The following is a 16,496-nucleotide window of genomic DNA, read 5'->3' on the forward strand; positions in this document are numbered from 1 at the left end:
GGAAGAGGGGCCTGCGGTCATGCATCCGGGCACGAGCCAGATTTGACCCGATCGGGCCAATTTTGACCCGCTACAAGCCATTGATTCAATAGCGATATTTTTTATTCGAGTCAGAACTGGCCCGGTTTCTGGGGAAAAGCGGGGGTTTGGCCGGGAGGGGAATCGGAGTATTCCTTCGTAAGCGTCCTAGTTGCGCGGCAAGCCATTGATTCCATGGGAATTATTGATATGGCGTCACGCCTGGCATGGATGTTGCATGAGTGCGGGTAGCGCTTCCTTCAGGAAGCATCCCGGCCGCCACGGCCGGCGCCACGACGATGGAGCCCGTCATGCCACCCCCCGCTACGTCCTGCATCGCCCGCAAGCGTCTTGGCCTTCGAGTCGTTACATGACGCTCAGCCAACAGCTTATCGACATCGTCGAAGAAACCATGCCCTTGCCGCCCGGCAGCTGCAACGCCTGCGAACGCAACGGCGTGCCGATCCTGCTGCTGCGCCCGGCGGTGGTGGCCCAGAGTTCGTTCTTGCGCGCGCGCCACGCGCTGTCGCATCCCAGTCTGCAAGCGTCGCTGCGCATCTTGCGCAAGGGCTATGTGTACGTGCTGCTGGACCGCAGGGTCTGGCATGCGTATCAAGTCACTGACGCAGGCCATATGCGGCATTTCAATCCCTATGAAATGCCGCGTGCCGAGCCCGCTCCGTTGGCCGAGCGCTGCATCCAGACCGCGCACGATCTTCCAGCGTCTTTCATCGGCATCGACATTGATAAGTACAAGATCGCCTGGATCGCGTATTCGCAAGACCCATGGCCAGCGGCCGTGCTGGACGCGTACAAGTCCGGCAAGGGCTTGGCCGCTGATTACCCCCGGCGGTTTGTCATCGTCGACTTGCCGAAGCTGCGCGACGATCCCACGGCCGGTGGCACCGCGCTGGGCTTGGAGCATACACATCGGTTGAACGAACACGTGGCTGAATACGCCAGCGGCGTTGATGACTTCGGCAGCGTGCATGGCTGGTCATCGCGCGGGGCGCAAGGCGCAGCCATGCGCAATTACCTGACGTTGATGGAACGGCAACACCGCTTGCCGCAAGGCGTAAGCGCGCTGATCCTGCCTGATCCCATCGGCATGGCGGAAGAGCTCAACAACGTCCGGCTCGCCGCCTACACGCAAAAGCGATTGTGGGCCGAGGAGCCGGAACGCCGTTACGCGTATCTGACCTCGCAGTGCCTGCTGGCGATTCAGCAACTGTACGCCGTACAGGCCGATGCCGAGACGATGGCTAGCACCGTGTCATTGATGGACCTGATGCCCAGCGAGTCCGGCACGCCGCCCGTGTTCCGGGACCCCGAGCTTGATCGGCAAGAGCGCATGCAAGCCAAGATCACCGACCGCGTAGAACGCTTGAAGGAACGCTATTGGGAAACGAATCCGCCCACCGAACCGCGCCGCCAAGGCCGGGCAAGCTTTCAGGCGCGCTACGACCGGGACATCAAGCGCTTTGAAAACGACATCGACGCGTATGGCAAGGATTGGGCGCAGGTGATCGGCAGCGCGGCGTGGAAGCGCATCGTGGCGATGGATTATTCCGACACCGATGAACGTTCGCGGCAACTGCGCTTGATGACGGTGGGGGCGTGTTTGGACGGCGGCATCACGGATGCCATGCCGGCGTCTGATGCCAAGTCGAATGAACCCGAAACGCTGGGCCCTACCGGCACCGCGTGGCGCGCGTTGCTAAGCGACCCCAACAGCGCCGCCTATCTGGCCTTGAACGGCCATCAAACCTTTTTGCAAACCACCTTTATTCCGATCTTCGGCGCGGTAACCGTGGCCAATGACGCCGGCAAAAAATACTTTGACGCTGTCAAAAGCATCATCAGCAGCAAGGAAATCGGCGCATGGCGAGAACGCCGCGCCGCAGACGCCGCCGACCAACTGCTCACCGCCATGCACGGCGCCAGCAAGCGTCTGCATCAACACCTGAACGCCGGTTCCAAAGCCGCCGTCGACGCGGTCCAGATGAGCGGGGCGTGGCTGTACCGCAATGCGCAGATGACCCAGGTGGTGATTCAACTCACGGTGGGGGAGCTGCTGTCCATCTGCGCGGAAGAACTGCAACGCGCAGCCGAAACCCTACAACAAGACGCCGGCCGGCGCGTGCGCGCGTTTGTCTTCGCAGGCTTGATCAGCATCCCTGATCCAGCGGTGCGTAACGTATTGATCGATGTGACGCTGTGGGTCGAAGGCAGCGCGGAAGACGTTAGAAAGCGAATCAACGCCTTCACGACCGTCGCGGGAAATCAAGTAGAAAGCGCCGCGCGCCAAATCGGAAGCGTCGCACGCCAGGTAGGAAGCGTTGCGCGCCAAGTGGAAGGAGCCGTCCGCAAAGCAGAAGATGCGGCGCAAAAAGCGGCTCACGGCGCAATGCGCAAGATCTCGGCCGGCATGAAGAACCTGGAAGCTCCGGCTGCCCAATTGCTTAAGGGCCTGGAGCTAAGCGCCGCGCATGCGCAGGAATTTGCCAAGAATGGGCTGACGAGCTTGAAGCGATTGTCGGTGGGATCGGGTTATGGCGCGCTGTCGCTCGTTAGCCTGTATTTCCTGCACGACAGCGTGCGCACCAGCCTGGACGCGGCGCGCGAGACTGTTGGGGCAAGGCACCCCGAAGCGATGGCCGCGTTGTACGGGGCGGGAGTGGGGTTGCTGGGGGCTGGCGTTGAGGCGGGTGGGTTGACGCTGAGGATTGGCGCGGAAAGCGTGCAGCCGTTTATGCGACGGGTGGCGGCAGCCGAAGGCGGGGCGGTGGCGCGGGCGATTGGGATGGGGAAGACGCTGATCAAGGCGGGGGGAGCCATTGCGGCGTTGGGAGGGGTAGCGGATGGGGTGGGGAGTATAGAGACGGGAATCCGAGTTGGCGAGGCGGGCGACACAAAGTCCCAAAACCGATACTTTGCTGGTGGAGTCCTCTCCATTATTGGTGGAGGTTTCAGCGCCCATGGGGCCGCCACATCAGGCGCACTTTTCGGATCACTAGGGTTAGGAATAGTGATTGGACTAGCAGCATTCATTGTGATTGCTGCTGCGAAGGGCCAAGAGTCTAGTGCGCTGGAGCATTGGGCCAGAAGATCCTATTTCGGACGTGGCTCTCTGGACAGGCGCTGGGCGCATCCAGAACAAATGGATTCAGCTATATCCGCCCTGAACGCGGCAGTGCTTGGCGTAGAAGCTTCCTTGGGATTTCATAGCGCGAAGCGCCCAATGGATATCGACGTGCTCATGACGACGGACATCCTTCTCATCAAAGAGACCGGAGGAATTGAGTCAGGAACCGAGCTGGCTTGTCGAATTGTTCTACCGGGTTTTGATTCAGCACGATCCTGCTACGAGTTCACGCTTTACGTTGAGCGCTTTGGCGTGGAAAAAGGGGGGCGGCGTACGCCAGTGATCACGTCTTTCGTGCTTGCATCAAAGCATCACAACAGCGCGCGAGCGGCGGCGAGCACGGGCGAAATTCAAGGCATGACTCCACTACCCGGCATTTTGCCCAGCAATGAAAACCCTGTTCTGAGTCGTAGGTACTGGCTCGAACCCATGCACGCCACCAAGGCCGCTACGCTTGAAATTTCTTATTGGCCAGACAAAGACGATGTGGCGGGTTACGCACGTCTGTGGATCTCTGAGGAGGCGTAATGGGAAAGGCAAAACTAAAGCCCCCCTGCGAGGGATGGAGGCGGGACCTGCCTGGTCCCAATAGCGAGATCGAATGCACGCCTTTCTTGCGGGAGGACGCCCCTAACCATGTTGACGAGTGCTACTTGGAATTATCGAGACGGTCGTCCAGCATTCGTGGACTCCTGATTTTTTTTATTCCAATCTCTGCCTATTCTCTATTGTTGATGCTCGGATCAGTGATTCGGACTGGGCTTTCTAAAGTTCATGTAGACGCTGACATGATTTCGTCCGCCTTCACGGTTCTCTTTTCGGCGGGCATCCTGGCGTGGTTCTCCTTCCATATGTACCGCCTGGACGTCTCCCCACCCCGCGACCTCCCCATCCGCTTCAACCGCGCCCGCCGCCGCATCTATGTCTACGGCTTCCACATGGTTTGGTGGAACCCGTTCACCCGTTGGTACGTCACCACCGCCAGCTACCCCTGGGACGACGTCCGCGCCGAAGTCTGGGAGCAGTGGGGCGTCACATCCGGCGGTGGCCTGATGATCAAGTGGGGCGTGTCCATTGCCATCGTCAAACCCAACACCCACGACGTCATCGAACGCTTTCACCTCAGCACCTACAACCAAGACCTGGACAACCTATGGGCCTACGTCTGCACCTATATGCAGCAAGGCCCGCAAGCCTTGCCGCCGTGCGGCATCGAGCCCCGGGACGCGAACGACGTGCCGGCGTACAACCTGGCGCTGCGTTGGGCGCCTCGGGTCGAGTGGCCAACGGCAATGGACCTGGAATCCCGTAGCGCGCCCTGACTTCCGCCCAGGGTTACACCCGTCATGTCGAAGCGATATCATGTCGCCCATCAGCAATCACTACGGGAAAGGCGATGAGCCAGGGGTTCGATGGGGTCAGGCCCGCGTCGGAATCGTCGATCGAGATCGGCTTCTTTTTTGAAGGCCGGCACTGCGTCGAGCGCATCCGCGTGAAGCCCACGGCGGCCAACCTCAAGCGCGCGGCGGAGCGGCGCGCGGCCATTCTGGAAGCCATTGCCCGTGGCGATTTCGATTACGACGCCGAGTTTCCGAAACGTGGCGCATCGCCCAAGCCATCACAGGGTTCCGCATGACAAGCAACACGCAATTGGAAGTCAATGTTCTGACGCCCGACGCCTTTACGGCGTACGGCTGGATGCTGGGCAAGCCGATGCCGGACGGTAACGGCGTGCCGCTGTTTTCGAACCCCGCCACCGATTTTTGGCAGGAGCATGTGTTCAACACGGGCGCGGGCGGCGATGCCGAACTGTTGTGGGTGAACTATCGCAGCCCGTCCACCGAAATCACGAACCTGGAAAAGCACTTGCTGACGCAGCAGGCCATCGTGCCGCTGACGGGCGAGATCATTCAGGTGGTGGCGCAGAGCGCTGCCGATGGCAGCCCCGATCTGGCGACGCTTGCCGCGTTTCGCGTGCCGCAGGGGCAGGGCATTTGCATGCGGCCGGGGTGCTGGCATGCGACGCGCGTCGTCGATGGTGAAGTCACCTGCCTGATGCTGACGCGCCGTTCAACCACGGTGGATCTGATTCAGCATCTGACGACCGACGCGCGCGCCTCGGAAAGCGCCATCGTCGCCATTCCCTTGCATCACCTGGAAAGCCTGATGGAACAGGCGCAGGAAGCCGACGCGTAAGCGCAAGGCGTGCCTGGCGCGCTGGTTGCGCCCGGCACGCTCAGCATGCCAAATCAATCTGCCTCGCTGCACGCCACGCCCAGCCGCTTGAACAGCGGCCACTTATTGCGATAGCGGTCCGTCCAGATCATGCGTGCGTAGCCGTCGAACGGCGCGTCGATCGTGTGCACGGTAATCTGCGCCGCGGTGGCGTCGTCCTCGGGGCAAAAGGGCTGGCCCGGGGTCGGGTACAGCGCGCCTTCCCACACCGCATTACCGCAGTGCTCGCAGAAGTTGGTCCATTGTGCGCCCTGCGCCGCATCCTGACGCAATGCCGACGCCAAGCGTTGCAACGTCAACGCGACGGGCGCCGACACGCTGCCGATCTGGGTGAGCAAGGCCGGGCCGGGTATTGTTTGCCATTGCTCCGGGCTGAACAGCCAGTCATGAAACTCGCCAGGCGCCAGGCCGAGACGGCTGGCGTCTTCGTCCAGGTCGATGTCGGCTTCGGTGCTTTCGTGATTAGGCGGCACGGCCAGCGCGAACACCAGCGTGGTCTGCTGGCAGTGCTTGCACAGGTGTTGCGCCTGCAAGACGTAGTACGACGAGGCTCGCACATTGGCGTCCGGGAGGTCGTGGCGGGCGGAGGTGTCGTCTTGCATGATGTGCCTGAAGGGGGGGAGTGAGGGATTGCAGGGGGCCGCCGCGCCGGAGGCGTCCGCGCGCCGATGCAGCATACGCGCCACACCCTTTCTTCTTCATTGCCGGGAAATATGCCAGAATCGTTCCCGGAAATTCTGCCTTGCCTGCGACGCTGCCGCCACCTGGGCGTTGCCAACATCTTGAACGTGTTGGAGCCAACCATGCGCGACCGCCAGAGTATCACTGGATTTTCCTGCCTGACACGACGTGCACGACGTACGCCCGCGCGTTGGCTCACCGCCACCGTGGTTGCCGCTGGATTGACGGCAGGGCTGGCCGGGTGCAGCTTCACGTCGCCCGACGAGGCCACCGGGTCACAGTCGGTCGGCATTCACGGCGTCACGGCGCAGCAAGCGCGCAGCATCGCCAGCGAAGCCTATCTATACGGCACGCCCATGGTCGCCAGCTACCAGACCATGTACGCCTTCAGCATCGACAAGAACAACCCGCAGTACAAGGGGCCGTTCAACACGGTCAACAACATTGCGCGCGTGTTCACGCCGGAAGACACCGCCTTTGTCACGCCGAATTCCGACACGCCGTATTCCTTCGCCGTGCTGGATCTGCGGGCGGAACCCGTCGTCATCAGCGTGCCGCCGATGGAAAAGCGGCGCTACTTCGTGCTGCAACTGATGGATCTGTATACGTACAATTTTGCGTATATCGGCAGCCGCAGCACGGGTAACGGCGGGGGCAATTTCCTGATCGCGGGTCCGCGGTGGAACGGTAAGGTGCCGGCAGGCATCACCAAGGTGATCAAGTCCGAGACGGAACTCGTCAACATGGTGGGCCGCACGCAGCTGTTCAACGCGGCCGATCTTGAAAACGTCAAACGCATCCAGTCGCGCTACAAGATTCAGCCGCTATCAGCCTTTGCCAAGCGGCCCGCGCCGCCAGCGCCTGCGGCCGTCGAATGGATACCGCCGGTGCCGCCCGGTGAAATGCGCACGTCGCTGGAGTTCTATAACCAGCTGGCCTTTCTGCTGCAATTTGCGCCCACGCATCCCACCGAGAAATGGCTGCGTGAACGCTTTGCCAGCATCGGTATCCGTCCGGGCGAGCCGTACAAGCCGGAAGGCCTGGACCCAAGGCTGCGCCGCGCCTTGCAGGAAGGCATGCATACAGCGCAAAACGATATCGACAAGAACCGCACGGCGCTCGGCGGCAAGACCGACACGCTGTTTGGCGACCGCAGCACGTTGAAAAACGACTACCTGGCGCGGGCGACGGGTACGCAAGTGGGCATCGGCGCCAATAGCCGCGAAGAGGCGCTGTACCCCGTGCTGGAGAAAGACAGCCGCGGTCAGGAGCTGGATGGCAAGTACGCGTACACCTTGCGGTTTGCGCCGCGCAGCCTGCCGCCCGTCAACGCGTTCTGGTCCATGACGATGTACCGCCTGCCCGAACAGCTGCTGGCGCCGAACCCCATCAATCGATACCTGATCAATTCGCCCATGCTGCCGTCGCTGAAGAAAGACGCGGACGGCGGGCTGACGCTTTACATCCAGGCGCAATCGCCCGGCAAGGCCAAGGAATCGAATTGGCTGCCCGCGCCCGATGGGCCATTCATGGTGACGATGCGGTATTACTGGCCGAAGCCGGATCTGCTGAGCGGGAAGTGGGTGTCGCCAGAAATTGAACGCGTGGCGAAGTAGGGGCATGAAGCGCAATTTCAACATCCACGATCTGCGCATCTTCTATACGGTCGTCATGACCGGTTCGACGCGTCAGGCTGCGCAGGTGATGAGCCTGACGCAGCCCGCCATCAGCCACGCCGTGTCGCGCCTGGAAAGCGCCACGGGCGTGCAGTTGTTTGACCGCTCGCACAAGAATCTGCGGCCCACGGAAGCCGGGCAATATCTCTACACCGAAGCGAAGTTCGTGCTGGACGAGCTGGTGCGCATCGACGAAGCGCTGCACAGCATCGAGCAGTTTGGCGGGCGCGGTTTGCGCATTGCGTCCTCGCCTGCGCTGGCCCTGGTGTATGCGCCCGAGGCCGTGAAGCGCTATGTGGATGAGCACGGCAAGCGGCCTTTCTCGGTGGACGTGGAATCATCGGTGCAGGTAATCAGCGCCGTCGAAACCATGCGGGCGGACTTTGGCCTGGGCGCGGTCGGGCGCGACAGCCCGCGGCTGAACTTCACGTCTTTTCTGCGCACCGATGTCATGGCGATCGTGCACCGCGAGCATCCCCTGGCGCAGCGCGAGGCGATTGCCGTGGCGGATATTTCACCGGAGTCGTTCGTAAAGCCGCTGTGGTCCGACTACGTGGTCGCGCAGGGCGACATTGGTGATACCGCAGCGTTGGATTCCAGCATGCAAGCGCATATGACCTTGGTGCCGGGAACGGTGCGCGCCGTGAAAGGCATCAGCCTGGTCAATGCGTTGTCGGCATCGGATATTGCGTCCGTCTATCCCGACATCGTCGCACTGCCGCTCACGTCGCGGCAGTGGTTCGAATTTGTGTTGATCACCCGCCGGGAAGCGCAGAACCAGGAGCTGGCTGAGCGTTTGCTGGAAGCGCTGCACGCCACGGCGCAAGCGCGCCGGGCGGGCGTCTTTGCGGACACGATTCAGCTGATCGGGTAGTGCGGGGCGTTCAGAACCCCCCGCCCCTCAGTCCGCTGGCGGCTGCCACGGCAGCGATTGCAGATCACCGTCGATACTGATGGCTTGGCCGCTGATCATCGCGCCAAACGGGCTGGCCAGGAACAAGGCCATGTTCGCGATATCGGCGGCGCGCACGAACTGCCGAAGGCTGACGCCCGCCAATTCCAGCTTGGTTTCTTCTTCCACCGTGAGCCCCATCGTCCGCGCGCGGGCGGCGATGACGCGGTCGATGCGCGGGCCGGCCACCAGGCCGGGCAGCAAGGCATTCACGCGGATGCCGTAGGCGCCCAGCTCCACCGCCAAAGACCGCGTCAGCCCCACCACGCCCCATTTGGACGCGGCATAGGGGGTGCGCATGGGCAGCCCCATGCGGCCCGCCACCGAACTGATGTTGATGATGGAGCCGCCACCGGCTTCGCGCAGCGCGGGCACGGCGTGGCGTACGGTGTGAAACTGCGACGCCAGGTTGATGTCCAGCGTGGCGCTCAGGTCGGCGGGTTCAATGTCGGTGACGCTGGCGGTGGGGCCGGCAATGCCGGCGTTGTTCACCAGCACGTCCAGCCCGCCCAGGTGCGCCAGGGCCGTCTCCATGTAGCGGTCGATGTCGTCGCGGCGGCTGACGTCGGCGCGGCTCCAGGCGTGGCGGCAGCGGGACAATGCGCCGTCGTCCACATCACACAGATGCACGCGCGCGCCGCGCTCGGCAAAGGCGTCGGCCAGCGCCGCGCCAATGCCAGATGCACCGGCGGTGATGATGACGCGGCGGCCGCTCAGGTCCACCGGCAGGGCGGTCAAGTCTTGCAGGTTCATGAGTGTTCCTGGATGGGTGTGGGGCTCAGGGGCAGCATGCGAAACGGGCGAAATGGGCGAAATGGGCGAAACCGGCTCAGGGCTTCATCAAGCGGCACTTGGATTCCTGCGGCGACGTGTAGATGTCGTCACCCGGAATTTTCGCGATCAGCTTGTAGTAGTCCCACGGCCCCTTGGATTCCGCGGGCTTCTTCACCTGCATCAGATACATGTCGTGCACCAGCAGGCCGTCTGCGCGGACCGTTGCGTTCTGAACGAAGAAGTCATTCACGGGATGGCTTTTTACCCACTTCATGATCGTGTCGCCATCGGTCGTGCCGGTGGCTTTCACGGCATTTAGGTAGGTGGTCGTGACCGAATAATCGCCCGCTTGCAGCATCGACGGCTTTTTCTTCATGCGCGCTTCAAAGCGCGCCGCCCATTTGCGCGAGGCGTCGTCCTGGTCCCAGTACCAGGCTGTGGTCAGGTACATATCTTGCGCAGCGGCCAGGCCCAGCGCGTGGATGTCGGTGATCAGCACCAGCAGGCCGGCGATCTTCATCTTGGGCGTCAGCCCGAATTCTGCGGCGGCCTTCACGGCATTGCTGGTGTCGTTGGCGGAGTTCGCCAAACCCAACACGGTGGCGCCCGACGCCTGCGCCTGCAAGATGTATGACGAGAAGTCCGCTGTGTTCAGTGGGTGTCGCACGCGGCCCTTCACCTGGCCGCCATTGGCTTGCACCACGGCGGACGCGTCGCGCTCCAGCGCGTGGCCGAAGGCGTGGTCCACCGTCAGGAAGTACCAGTCCTTATTGCCTTCCTTGAGCATGGCGCGGGCCGTACCGCGCGACAGCGATACCGTGTCGTACACGTAATGCACCGTGTAGGGCGTGCACTGCGCGTTCGTCAATTCCGACGCGCCCGCGCTGACCACGAAGAATGGCGTTTTCTTTTCTTCGGCCACCTTCGCCATGGCCAGAGCGGCAGCCGAGTTCGCGCCTGCGATCAGCATGTCGACGCCTTTCTGGTCCAGCCATTCGCGCGCCCGCGACGACGCGATGTCGGCGCGGTTCTGGTGGTCGGCCACCAGCACTTCAATCTTTTTCCCCGCGATGGCTCCCCCCATATCCGCCACCGCCATCTTGATGGCTTCGGCGCCGCCGGGGCCATCGGCGTCCGCCGACAAACCCGACATATCGGTGATGAAGCCGATGCGGATCACGTTGTCGTCAGCGTGGGCGGCAGCGGCCAGGCTCAGCAATGCGGCGGCCACGGCCGCGTTCAAGGTGTTCTTCATGATGTTGTCTCCCCGCTAGGGTAGGTATCGTTGTGGATGCGCGGTCAAAACGCCACGTTGTTGCGGCCTTTCAGCTGCAAGATGTCGCGCGCGTCGTCGGGCGTGGCGATGCGCAGCGACAGGTCTTCAAGAATGCGGCGGATGCGCCGCACCTGGTCTGCGTTGGACCGCGCCAATTCGCCCGGCCCATCCCAGAGCGAATCCTCCAGCCCCACGCGCACGTTGCCGCCCATCGTGGCCGACATCGTGGCTAGCGGTGTTTGCTTGCGGCCGGCGGCCAGCACTGACCACACGTAGTCCTCGCCAAACAGCCGGTCGGCCGTGCGGCGCATCGTCATCACATCTTCGGGATGGGTGCCGATGCCGCCGCGAATACCGAATACCGACTGGATCAGAAACGGCGGTTTCAGCAAACCCTTGTCCACAAAGTGCGCGGCCGTATACAGATGGCCCACGTCGTAGCACTCGATTTCAAAGCGGGTGCCGTTGTCGTTGCAGGACGCAAGAATGTGCTCGATGTCCTTGAACGTGTTCCGAAAGATCAAGTCGTTGCTGGACTCCAGATACGGGCGTTCCCAGTCGTGCTTGAATTCGGTGAAGCGTTCCAGCAATTCGTACATGCCGAAGTTCATCGACCCCATGTTCAACGAAGCCACTTCGGGTTGGAATTGCGTGGCGGGCAGCATGCGTTCGCTGACGGGCAGCACGGGCGAACCGCCCGTCGTGATGTTGATGACGACATCGCTGGCCGCCTTGATGCGCGGCAAGAATTGCGCGTACAGCGCGGGGTCTTGGGTGGGCTTGCCGGTTTGCGGGTCGCGCGCGTGCAGGTGCACGATGGCTGCGCCGGCTTGGGCGGCGTCCAGCGCCGACTGCGCGATGTCGTCCGGCGTCACCGGCAGATACGGGGACATCGACGGCGTATGCACCGACCCCGTAATGGCGCAGGTGATGATCACATTGCTCTTGGATTTTTTCATGGGCCTTGGACGTGTGATGTTTTTTTGTGGCCCCGGCTGTCTCCTCCGGGTGCAGCTCATTCTGTCGTAGGGGTGTGCCCTTGTCACCTGAACAGAAATTATCAACTGATAGGGTTTCCGGTGCTGCGGCGCAACGACCTCCCTCATGTCTCTCAACGCCACCCCGACACCCTGCTGCCTGCCCGCCCTGAAATACAATTCCCGGCTATGTCCGCCCCATCGATCGTCTCCGCGTCTGCTTCCGAATCCTTGTCTTCCTCTTCGGGCTCCGGCTCGGGCTATGTGCTGGCCGTGGACCTCGGCGGCACGCGCTTTCGGGCGGCGCTGGTCGACGAGACAGGCGGCATCGCGCATTCCTGCTTCATCGACAGCCCGGCGGGTGCGGGCGACTTGCCAGGCTGGGACGAGATCGACGCCGACGCATGGTGGCGCGGCCTGCAAACCCTGTCCAACACCTTGGCGGGGCAAGCGGGCGCGGCGTTCGATGCCGTTGCCGCCATCGCCATCTGCGGCGTCACGCGCACGCAAGTGTTTGTCGATGCGCAGGGCGCCGCCATCCGCCCGGCCATTACATGGCGCGACACGCGCACAGCGGCGGACGTGGGCGAATGGCTGGCGGCCATCCCTGCCGATCACCCCGAACGTAAACAGATCAACGCCTTTCACCCGTGGGCACGGCTGGCGTGGTTACTGCGCACCGAGCCGCAACACGCCGCCCGCGTGCGCGTCGTGCTGGAACCCAAGGACTATCTGAACTTCCGCCTGACGGGCCGTGCCGCCAGCGACACCGTGTCGATGGCGCGGCTGGCAGCGGCCGCGCAGCCGCACGCGGGCGGGCCTGACCTGTTGAGCGCGCTCGGCGCAGGCCCCGCCTGGGTGCCGCCGCTGCTGGACCCGTTGGAGACCGTTGCCGCCGTCCAGCCCGGCTTGCCCGGGGCGTTGGCGCGGCTGGCCGGCCGCAGCGTTGTCGCGTGTTCCAACGACACCTGGGCGGCCGTGGCCGGCCTGGGCGCGCTACGCCCGGGCTACGCCTACAACATCTCGGGCACCACCGAAGTGTTTGGCGCGGTGGGTGCCGAACCGGTACAGGCGCAAGGGCTGATGACGGTCGACTGGGGAAATGGCCATCACCAGATTGGCGGGCCGGGCCAGAACGGCGCGGACACCATCGCATGGCTGCTGCCCTTGCTGGGCCGCTTGGGTGAAGACGGTATGGCGGGCGTTGGCCACGCCATGAACGCGCTGTTGCACGCGCCGCGAGATCCGCAGCCCGCGCTGTTCCTGCCTTATCTGCAAGGCGAGCGCGTGCCGTATTGGGACCCGCATCTGCGTGGCGCTTTTCTTGGCCTGAACCGGCGTCATGGTCCGGGCGACCTGGCGTGGGCAGTGCTGGAGGGCGTGGCCTTCCTGAACCGCACCGTGCTGGAACGCGCCGAAGCCGCGCTGGGCAGCGCCGTGGCGGAAATCCGTTTCGGCGGCGGCGCGGCGTCCAACCCGCAGTGGTGCCAGGCCAAGGCCGACATCTGCGAACGCGCCGTCGTCGTGGGCCAAGCCGAACAGCCGGGAGTCGTGGGCGCGGCGGTTGCCGCCTGGACCGCGCTGGGCCGCTATGGCAGCTTTGCCGCCGCGCAGGATGCACTCGTCCGTCCCGCCCATCGCTACGAACCGCAGGCCGCGCGCAGGGATGCCTATCGCGCGCTGTACGCCCAGTTCCGCGCCGCCGAAGCGGCGTTGACCCCGGTGTCGCACGCCTTGGCCGAGTTGCGATTGCCGTAAAAACCCTAGCCACAACGCGCCCCTGCCGGCCGCCGCCCGGGTATAAACTGCTACGCCATCAGGGCGCCAACGCCCGGCAGGTGGTGGATAACCCTTGCACGACAACGAATATCAACGCAGCAAGGGTCAAGTCGATGCGCGGCATCCTGGAAAAGTACGGCACGGCAATCGCAGGATTGGTCCTGGTGGGCTTCTTCGCAATCGCCGCGCCAAATTTTGCGGCGCCGAACAATCTATTGAACATCGCCAAGGAAACCAGCTTCCTGGCCATCATCGCCATCGGCTTCACGCTGGCGCTGGTTACCGCTGAATTGGATTTGTCCGTAGCCGACGTCGCGAGCTTGGCTGCCGTCGTCACCGGCGCGCTGGTGCATACCGGCCAGCCCGTGTTAATGGCGGTTGCGGCGGGCCTGGGCGTCGGGCTGCTCTGCGGTCTGGTCAACGGCATTGCCGTGACCCGGCTGCGCGTCCCTTCACTGATTGCGACGCTAGGCATGGCGGCCATGGCGCGCGGCTTCGCGTTCATGTTGACCGACGGCGTGTCCTACGTGGGCCGCTGGCCCGCCACCTTCACCGATCTGGCGCGCGCCAAACCCTTCGGCATTCCCGCACTGGTGCTCTGGATGCTGGGCGCCGTGCTGGCCGCTTACTTCCTCATCAAGTGGACGCGCACCGGCGCGCGCATGACGGCCACGGGCGAAGCGGGGGAATCCGCGCGCCTGGCCGGCATCAACATCCGCGCCATGAAAAGCATCGGCCTGGCGCTGTCCGGCGTGTGCGCCGGTCTGGCCGCGGTGCTGCTCACGTCCAGCCTGTCGTCCGCCGCGCCCAACATGGCCGGCGACTATTTCCTGTACGCCATCGCCGCCGTCCTGCTGGGCATGACCATGTTCAACCCGGGCCACGCCAACATCCCCGGCACGCTCGTTGCCGCGCTGATCTTGAAGGTGCTGGGCAACGGCCTCGTGCTGATGGGCGCGCCGTACTACGTGCAGGACATCGTGCTGGGCTTCATCATGATCGCGTCCGTCGCGGTGTCATCGGCCGTGCTCAAGAAAGCGGCGTTCAAATTCTGATCCAAAGGGGGAAACCACCATGAAGACATTGCTTAAGCGCACGCTGCTTGTCAGCGCGTTTGCGGTCCAGGCCCTGGCCGCCAGCGCCGCGCACGCCTTTGACGTGGGCATCGTCGCGTTCCAGATGTCGTCCGAAACGCACGCACGTGTGGCCAACGCGGCGGCCGAAGCCGCCCGCACCAAAGGCTGGACCGTGACGCAGCTGAACGCCGAAGGCTCGCTGCCCAAGCTGGCCGAACAGCTGGATACGCTCGTCAATAAAAAGGTCGACGCCATCGTCATCGCCATGGGCAAGCCCGTGGAAACCGATGCGCAGCTGCAAGCCGCCAAAGAGAAAGGCATCCCCGTTGTGGGTGTGATGTCCGGCGCCAGCCCGCACATGCTGTTCGACGTGGAAGTCAACGAATACGCCACTGGCGCGCAGTCGGTGCTGTATCTGTTGGGCAAGATGGGCTACCAGGGCAACATCCTGTCGGCACGCTTTGATGGCAACTCCGGCACCCGCATTCGCGGCAAGATGCTCGACGCCGTCCTCACGGAAAACACCGCCGTTAAAGACCTGGCCAAGTTCAGCATGGCCCGCACCCAAAGCTGGCGCGACGATGTGCGCAACGGCATGCAGGCGCTGTTCCTGCGCCATCAGGGCCAGTTCAAAGGCGTGTGGGCCTCGTTTGACGGACAAGCCTATGTCATCGATGACCTGTTGCAATCCCAGGGCATGAAGAAGGGCGACATCACCTTGGTATCGGTGGATGGCGGCCCCGAAACCTACCGCCGCATCGCCGACCCCAACAGCCTGATCACCGCCACGATGATGATCCCGTTCGAGCAGTTGGGCGCCAGCGCCATCGACTCCATCGACCGCATTGTCGTGAAGAAGGAACCGAAAGAGAAGGTGGCCTCGGGTCCGTACCTGTTCATGGACTCGGTGCTGGTCGACGCCAGCAACGTCCAGAAATTCCTGCAACCCGCCGCCAAGTAAGCGTTAAACCACCGTGACCACCATGACCGCCGCGTTGTCGCTTCGCCAGATTCGGAAGTCCTATGGGGCTGTTGAGGCCTTGAAGGGCGTGGACCTGGACGTGCCCGAAGGCAAGGTGATGGCCATCTGCGGCGACAACGGCGCGGGCAAATCCACGCTGATCCGCATCATCTCCGGCGCGCAAGCGCCCACGGGCGGGGACCTGAGCCTGAACGGCAAGCCGGTCGCCTTCCGCTCGCCGCACGACGCGCTGGTGCAGGGCATTGCGACGATCTACCAGGATCTGGCGCTGGCGCCGCGCCTGTCCATCTGGGAAAACGTCTTCATGGGCGCGGAGCGCGTGCGCCGCGTGGGGCCGTTCCAAGTGCTGGACAAGCGCCGCATGGCCGACGAAGCCCGCGGCTATCTGCAACGCTTGTCGGTGCCCATCGAAGACATGGACCGCCCCGTCGAACGCATGTCGGGCGGCCAACGCCAAGCCGTCGCCATCGCCCGCGCCCTGCGCTGGGACGCGCGCGTCGTCATCATGGACGAACCCACCGCCGCGCTCGGCGTGAAGGAAACCGCACTGGTGTTGAACCTGGTGCGCAAGCTGCGCGAAGAAGGACGCACAGTGATCCTGATCAGCCACAACATGGCGGACGTGGTGGCGCTGGCGGATCGTGTGGCGATCTTGAAGGGCGGCGTCAAGGTCATCGAACGGGATATCGCCGGCCTGGACGCGGATGCGTTAGCGCATCGAGTGATGACGGGTAAGGACGGCTAGCGCGAGGGGCTAGCTCCGGGGGGCTTGCGCGAGGGGCTAGCGCGGGGGCTTGCGTTGACGCGTAAGCGCGGGCAGCGAGCAAGCCGCGCAGGCGCTCGTAGCTAAGGAGCGTGGCACGCTTGCGCAGCAAGCGAACTCGACAAGCGAGATAAGCACTAAAAAAACCGCCGCCGGGTAACC

The 16,496-nt window shown here is 63.5% G+C and carries 14 protein-coding genes; 10 read left to right on the top strand and 4 right to left on the bottom strand.

Annotated features, from left to right (window positions below):
• The first annotated feature begins 256 nt into the window (after positions 1-256).
• The 4 genes from ACFZAI_RS02665 (at position 257) to ACFZAI_RS02680 (ending at position 5,359) form a co-directional block, all read left to right on the top strand.
• On the top strand, positions 257-3,691 hold the full coding sequence (locus tag ACFZAI_RS02665; RefSeq protein ID WP_391565454.1) for a T6SS effector BTH_I2691 family protein: 3,435 nt from the start codon (positions 257-259) through the stop codon (positions 3,689-3,691).
• 260 nt (positions 3,692-3,951) lie between these two features.
• A complete protein-coding gene (locus tag ACFZAI_RS02670; RefSeq protein ID WP_391565455.1) occupies positions 3,952-4,485 on the top strand; it encodes a DUF6708 domain-containing protein in 534 nt (177 codons plus the stop codon).
• 74 nt (positions 4,486-4,559) lie between these two features.
• Positions 4,560-4,799: an Arm DNA-binding domain-containing protein gene (locus ACFZAI_RS02675; protein WP_391565456.1), complete on the top strand. Its 240-nt coding sequence runs from the start codon at positions 4,560-4,562 to the stop codon at positions 4,797-4,799.
• On the top strand, positions 4,796-5,359 hold the full coding sequence (locus ACFZAI_RS02680) for an ureidoglycolate lyase (RefSeq protein WP_391565457.1): 564 nt from the start codon (positions 4,796-4,798) through the stop codon (positions 5,357-5,359). Before ACFZAI_RS02675 ends, ACFZAI_RS02680 begins: the two co-directional genes overlap by 4 nt.
• A 53-nt stretch (positions 5,360-5,412) precedes the next feature.
• On the opposite strand, the gene ACFZAI_RS02685 is transcribed toward ACFZAI_RS02680, so the two are convergent.
• Positions 5,413-6,000, bottom strand: coding sequence for a hypothetical protein (locus ACFZAI_RS02685; RefSeq protein WP_391565458.1), 588 nt, complete (start codon positions 5,998-6,000; stop codon positions 5,413-5,415).
• A gap of 201 nt (positions 6,001-6,201) precedes the next feature.
• Here ACFZAI_RS02685 and ACFZAI_RS02690 point away from each other — a divergent pair, with 201 nt between their 5' ends.
• Both ACFZAI_RS02690 and ACFZAI_RS02695 read left to right on the top strand, forming a co-directional pair.
• Complete coding sequence (locus ACFZAI_RS02690; RefSeq protein WP_391565459.1) at positions 6,202-7,695, top strand: DUF1254 domain-containing protein; 1,494 nt, start codon at positions 6,202-6,204, stop codon at positions 7,693-7,695.
• Between the two features lie 4 nt (positions 7,696-7,699).
• Complete coding sequence (locus ACFZAI_RS02695) at positions 7,700-8,629, top strand: LysR family transcriptional regulator (protein ID WP_391565460.1); 930 nt, start codon at positions 7,700-7,702, stop codon at positions 8,627-8,629.
• 27 nt (positions 8,630-8,656) lie between these two features.
• Here ACFZAI_RS02695 and ACFZAI_RS02700 read toward each other — a convergent pair whose 3' ends face one another.
• The 3 genes from ACFZAI_RS02700 to ACFZAI_RS02710 form a co-directional block, all read right to left on the bottom strand.
• Complete coding sequence (locus ACFZAI_RS02700) at positions 8,657-9,460, bottom strand: SDR family oxidoreductase (RefSeq protein ID WP_391565461.1); 804 nt, start codon at positions 9,458-9,460, stop codon at positions 8,657-8,659.
• 76 nt (positions 9,461-9,536) lie between these two features.
• A complete protein-coding gene (locus tag ACFZAI_RS02705) occupies positions 9,537-10,736 on the bottom strand; it encodes an ABC transporter substrate-binding protein (protein WP_391565462.1) in 1,200 nt (399 codons plus the stop codon).
• Between the two features lie 44 nt (positions 10,737-10,780).
• Positions 10,781-11,716: a 3-keto-5-aminohexanoate cleavage protein gene (locus tag ACFZAI_RS02710; protein WP_391565463.1), complete on the bottom strand. Its 936-nt coding sequence runs from the start codon at positions 11,714-11,716 to the stop codon at positions 10,781-10,783.
• Between the two features lie 207 nt (positions 11,717-11,923).
• Between ACFZAI_RS02710 and ACFZAI_RS02715 the strand changes: the two genes are divergently transcribed.
• From ACFZAI_RS02715 to ACFZAI_RS02730, 4 genes are all read left to right on the top strand, one after another.
• Complete coding sequence (locus ACFZAI_RS02715) at positions 11,924-13,492, top strand: FGGY-family carbohydrate kinase (protein ID WP_391565464.1); 1,569 nt, start codon at positions 11,924-11,926, stop codon at positions 13,490-13,492.
• A gap of 134 nt (positions 13,493-13,626) precedes the next feature.
• Positions 13,627-14,568, top strand: coding sequence for an ABC transporter permease (locus ACFZAI_RS02720; protein ID WP_391565465.1), 942 nt, complete (start codon positions 13,627-13,629; stop codon positions 14,566-14,568).
• A 19-nt stretch (positions 14,569-14,587) separates the two neighbouring features.
• Positions 14,588-15,550: a sugar ABC transporter substrate-binding protein gene (locus ACFZAI_RS02725; RefSeq protein WP_391565466.1), complete on the top strand. Its 963-nt coding sequence runs from the start codon at positions 14,588-14,590 to the stop codon at positions 15,548-15,550.
• 22 nt (positions 15,551-15,572) lie between these two features.
• Positions 15,573-16,316 (top strand): ATP-binding cassette domain-containing protein, encoded by a 744-nt coding sequence (locus ACFZAI_RS02730; RefSeq protein WP_391566251.1) that lies wholly within the window; start codon positions 15,573-15,575, stop codon positions 16,314-16,316.
• Positions 16,317-16,496: the final 180 nt, after the last annotated feature.

Source organism: Achromobacter sp. NPDC008082 (assembly GCF_042957345.1).
Classification (GTDB): Bacteria; Pseudomonadota; Gammaproteobacteria; order Burkholderiales; family Burkholderiaceae_B; genus Achromobacter; species Achromobacter kerstersii_A.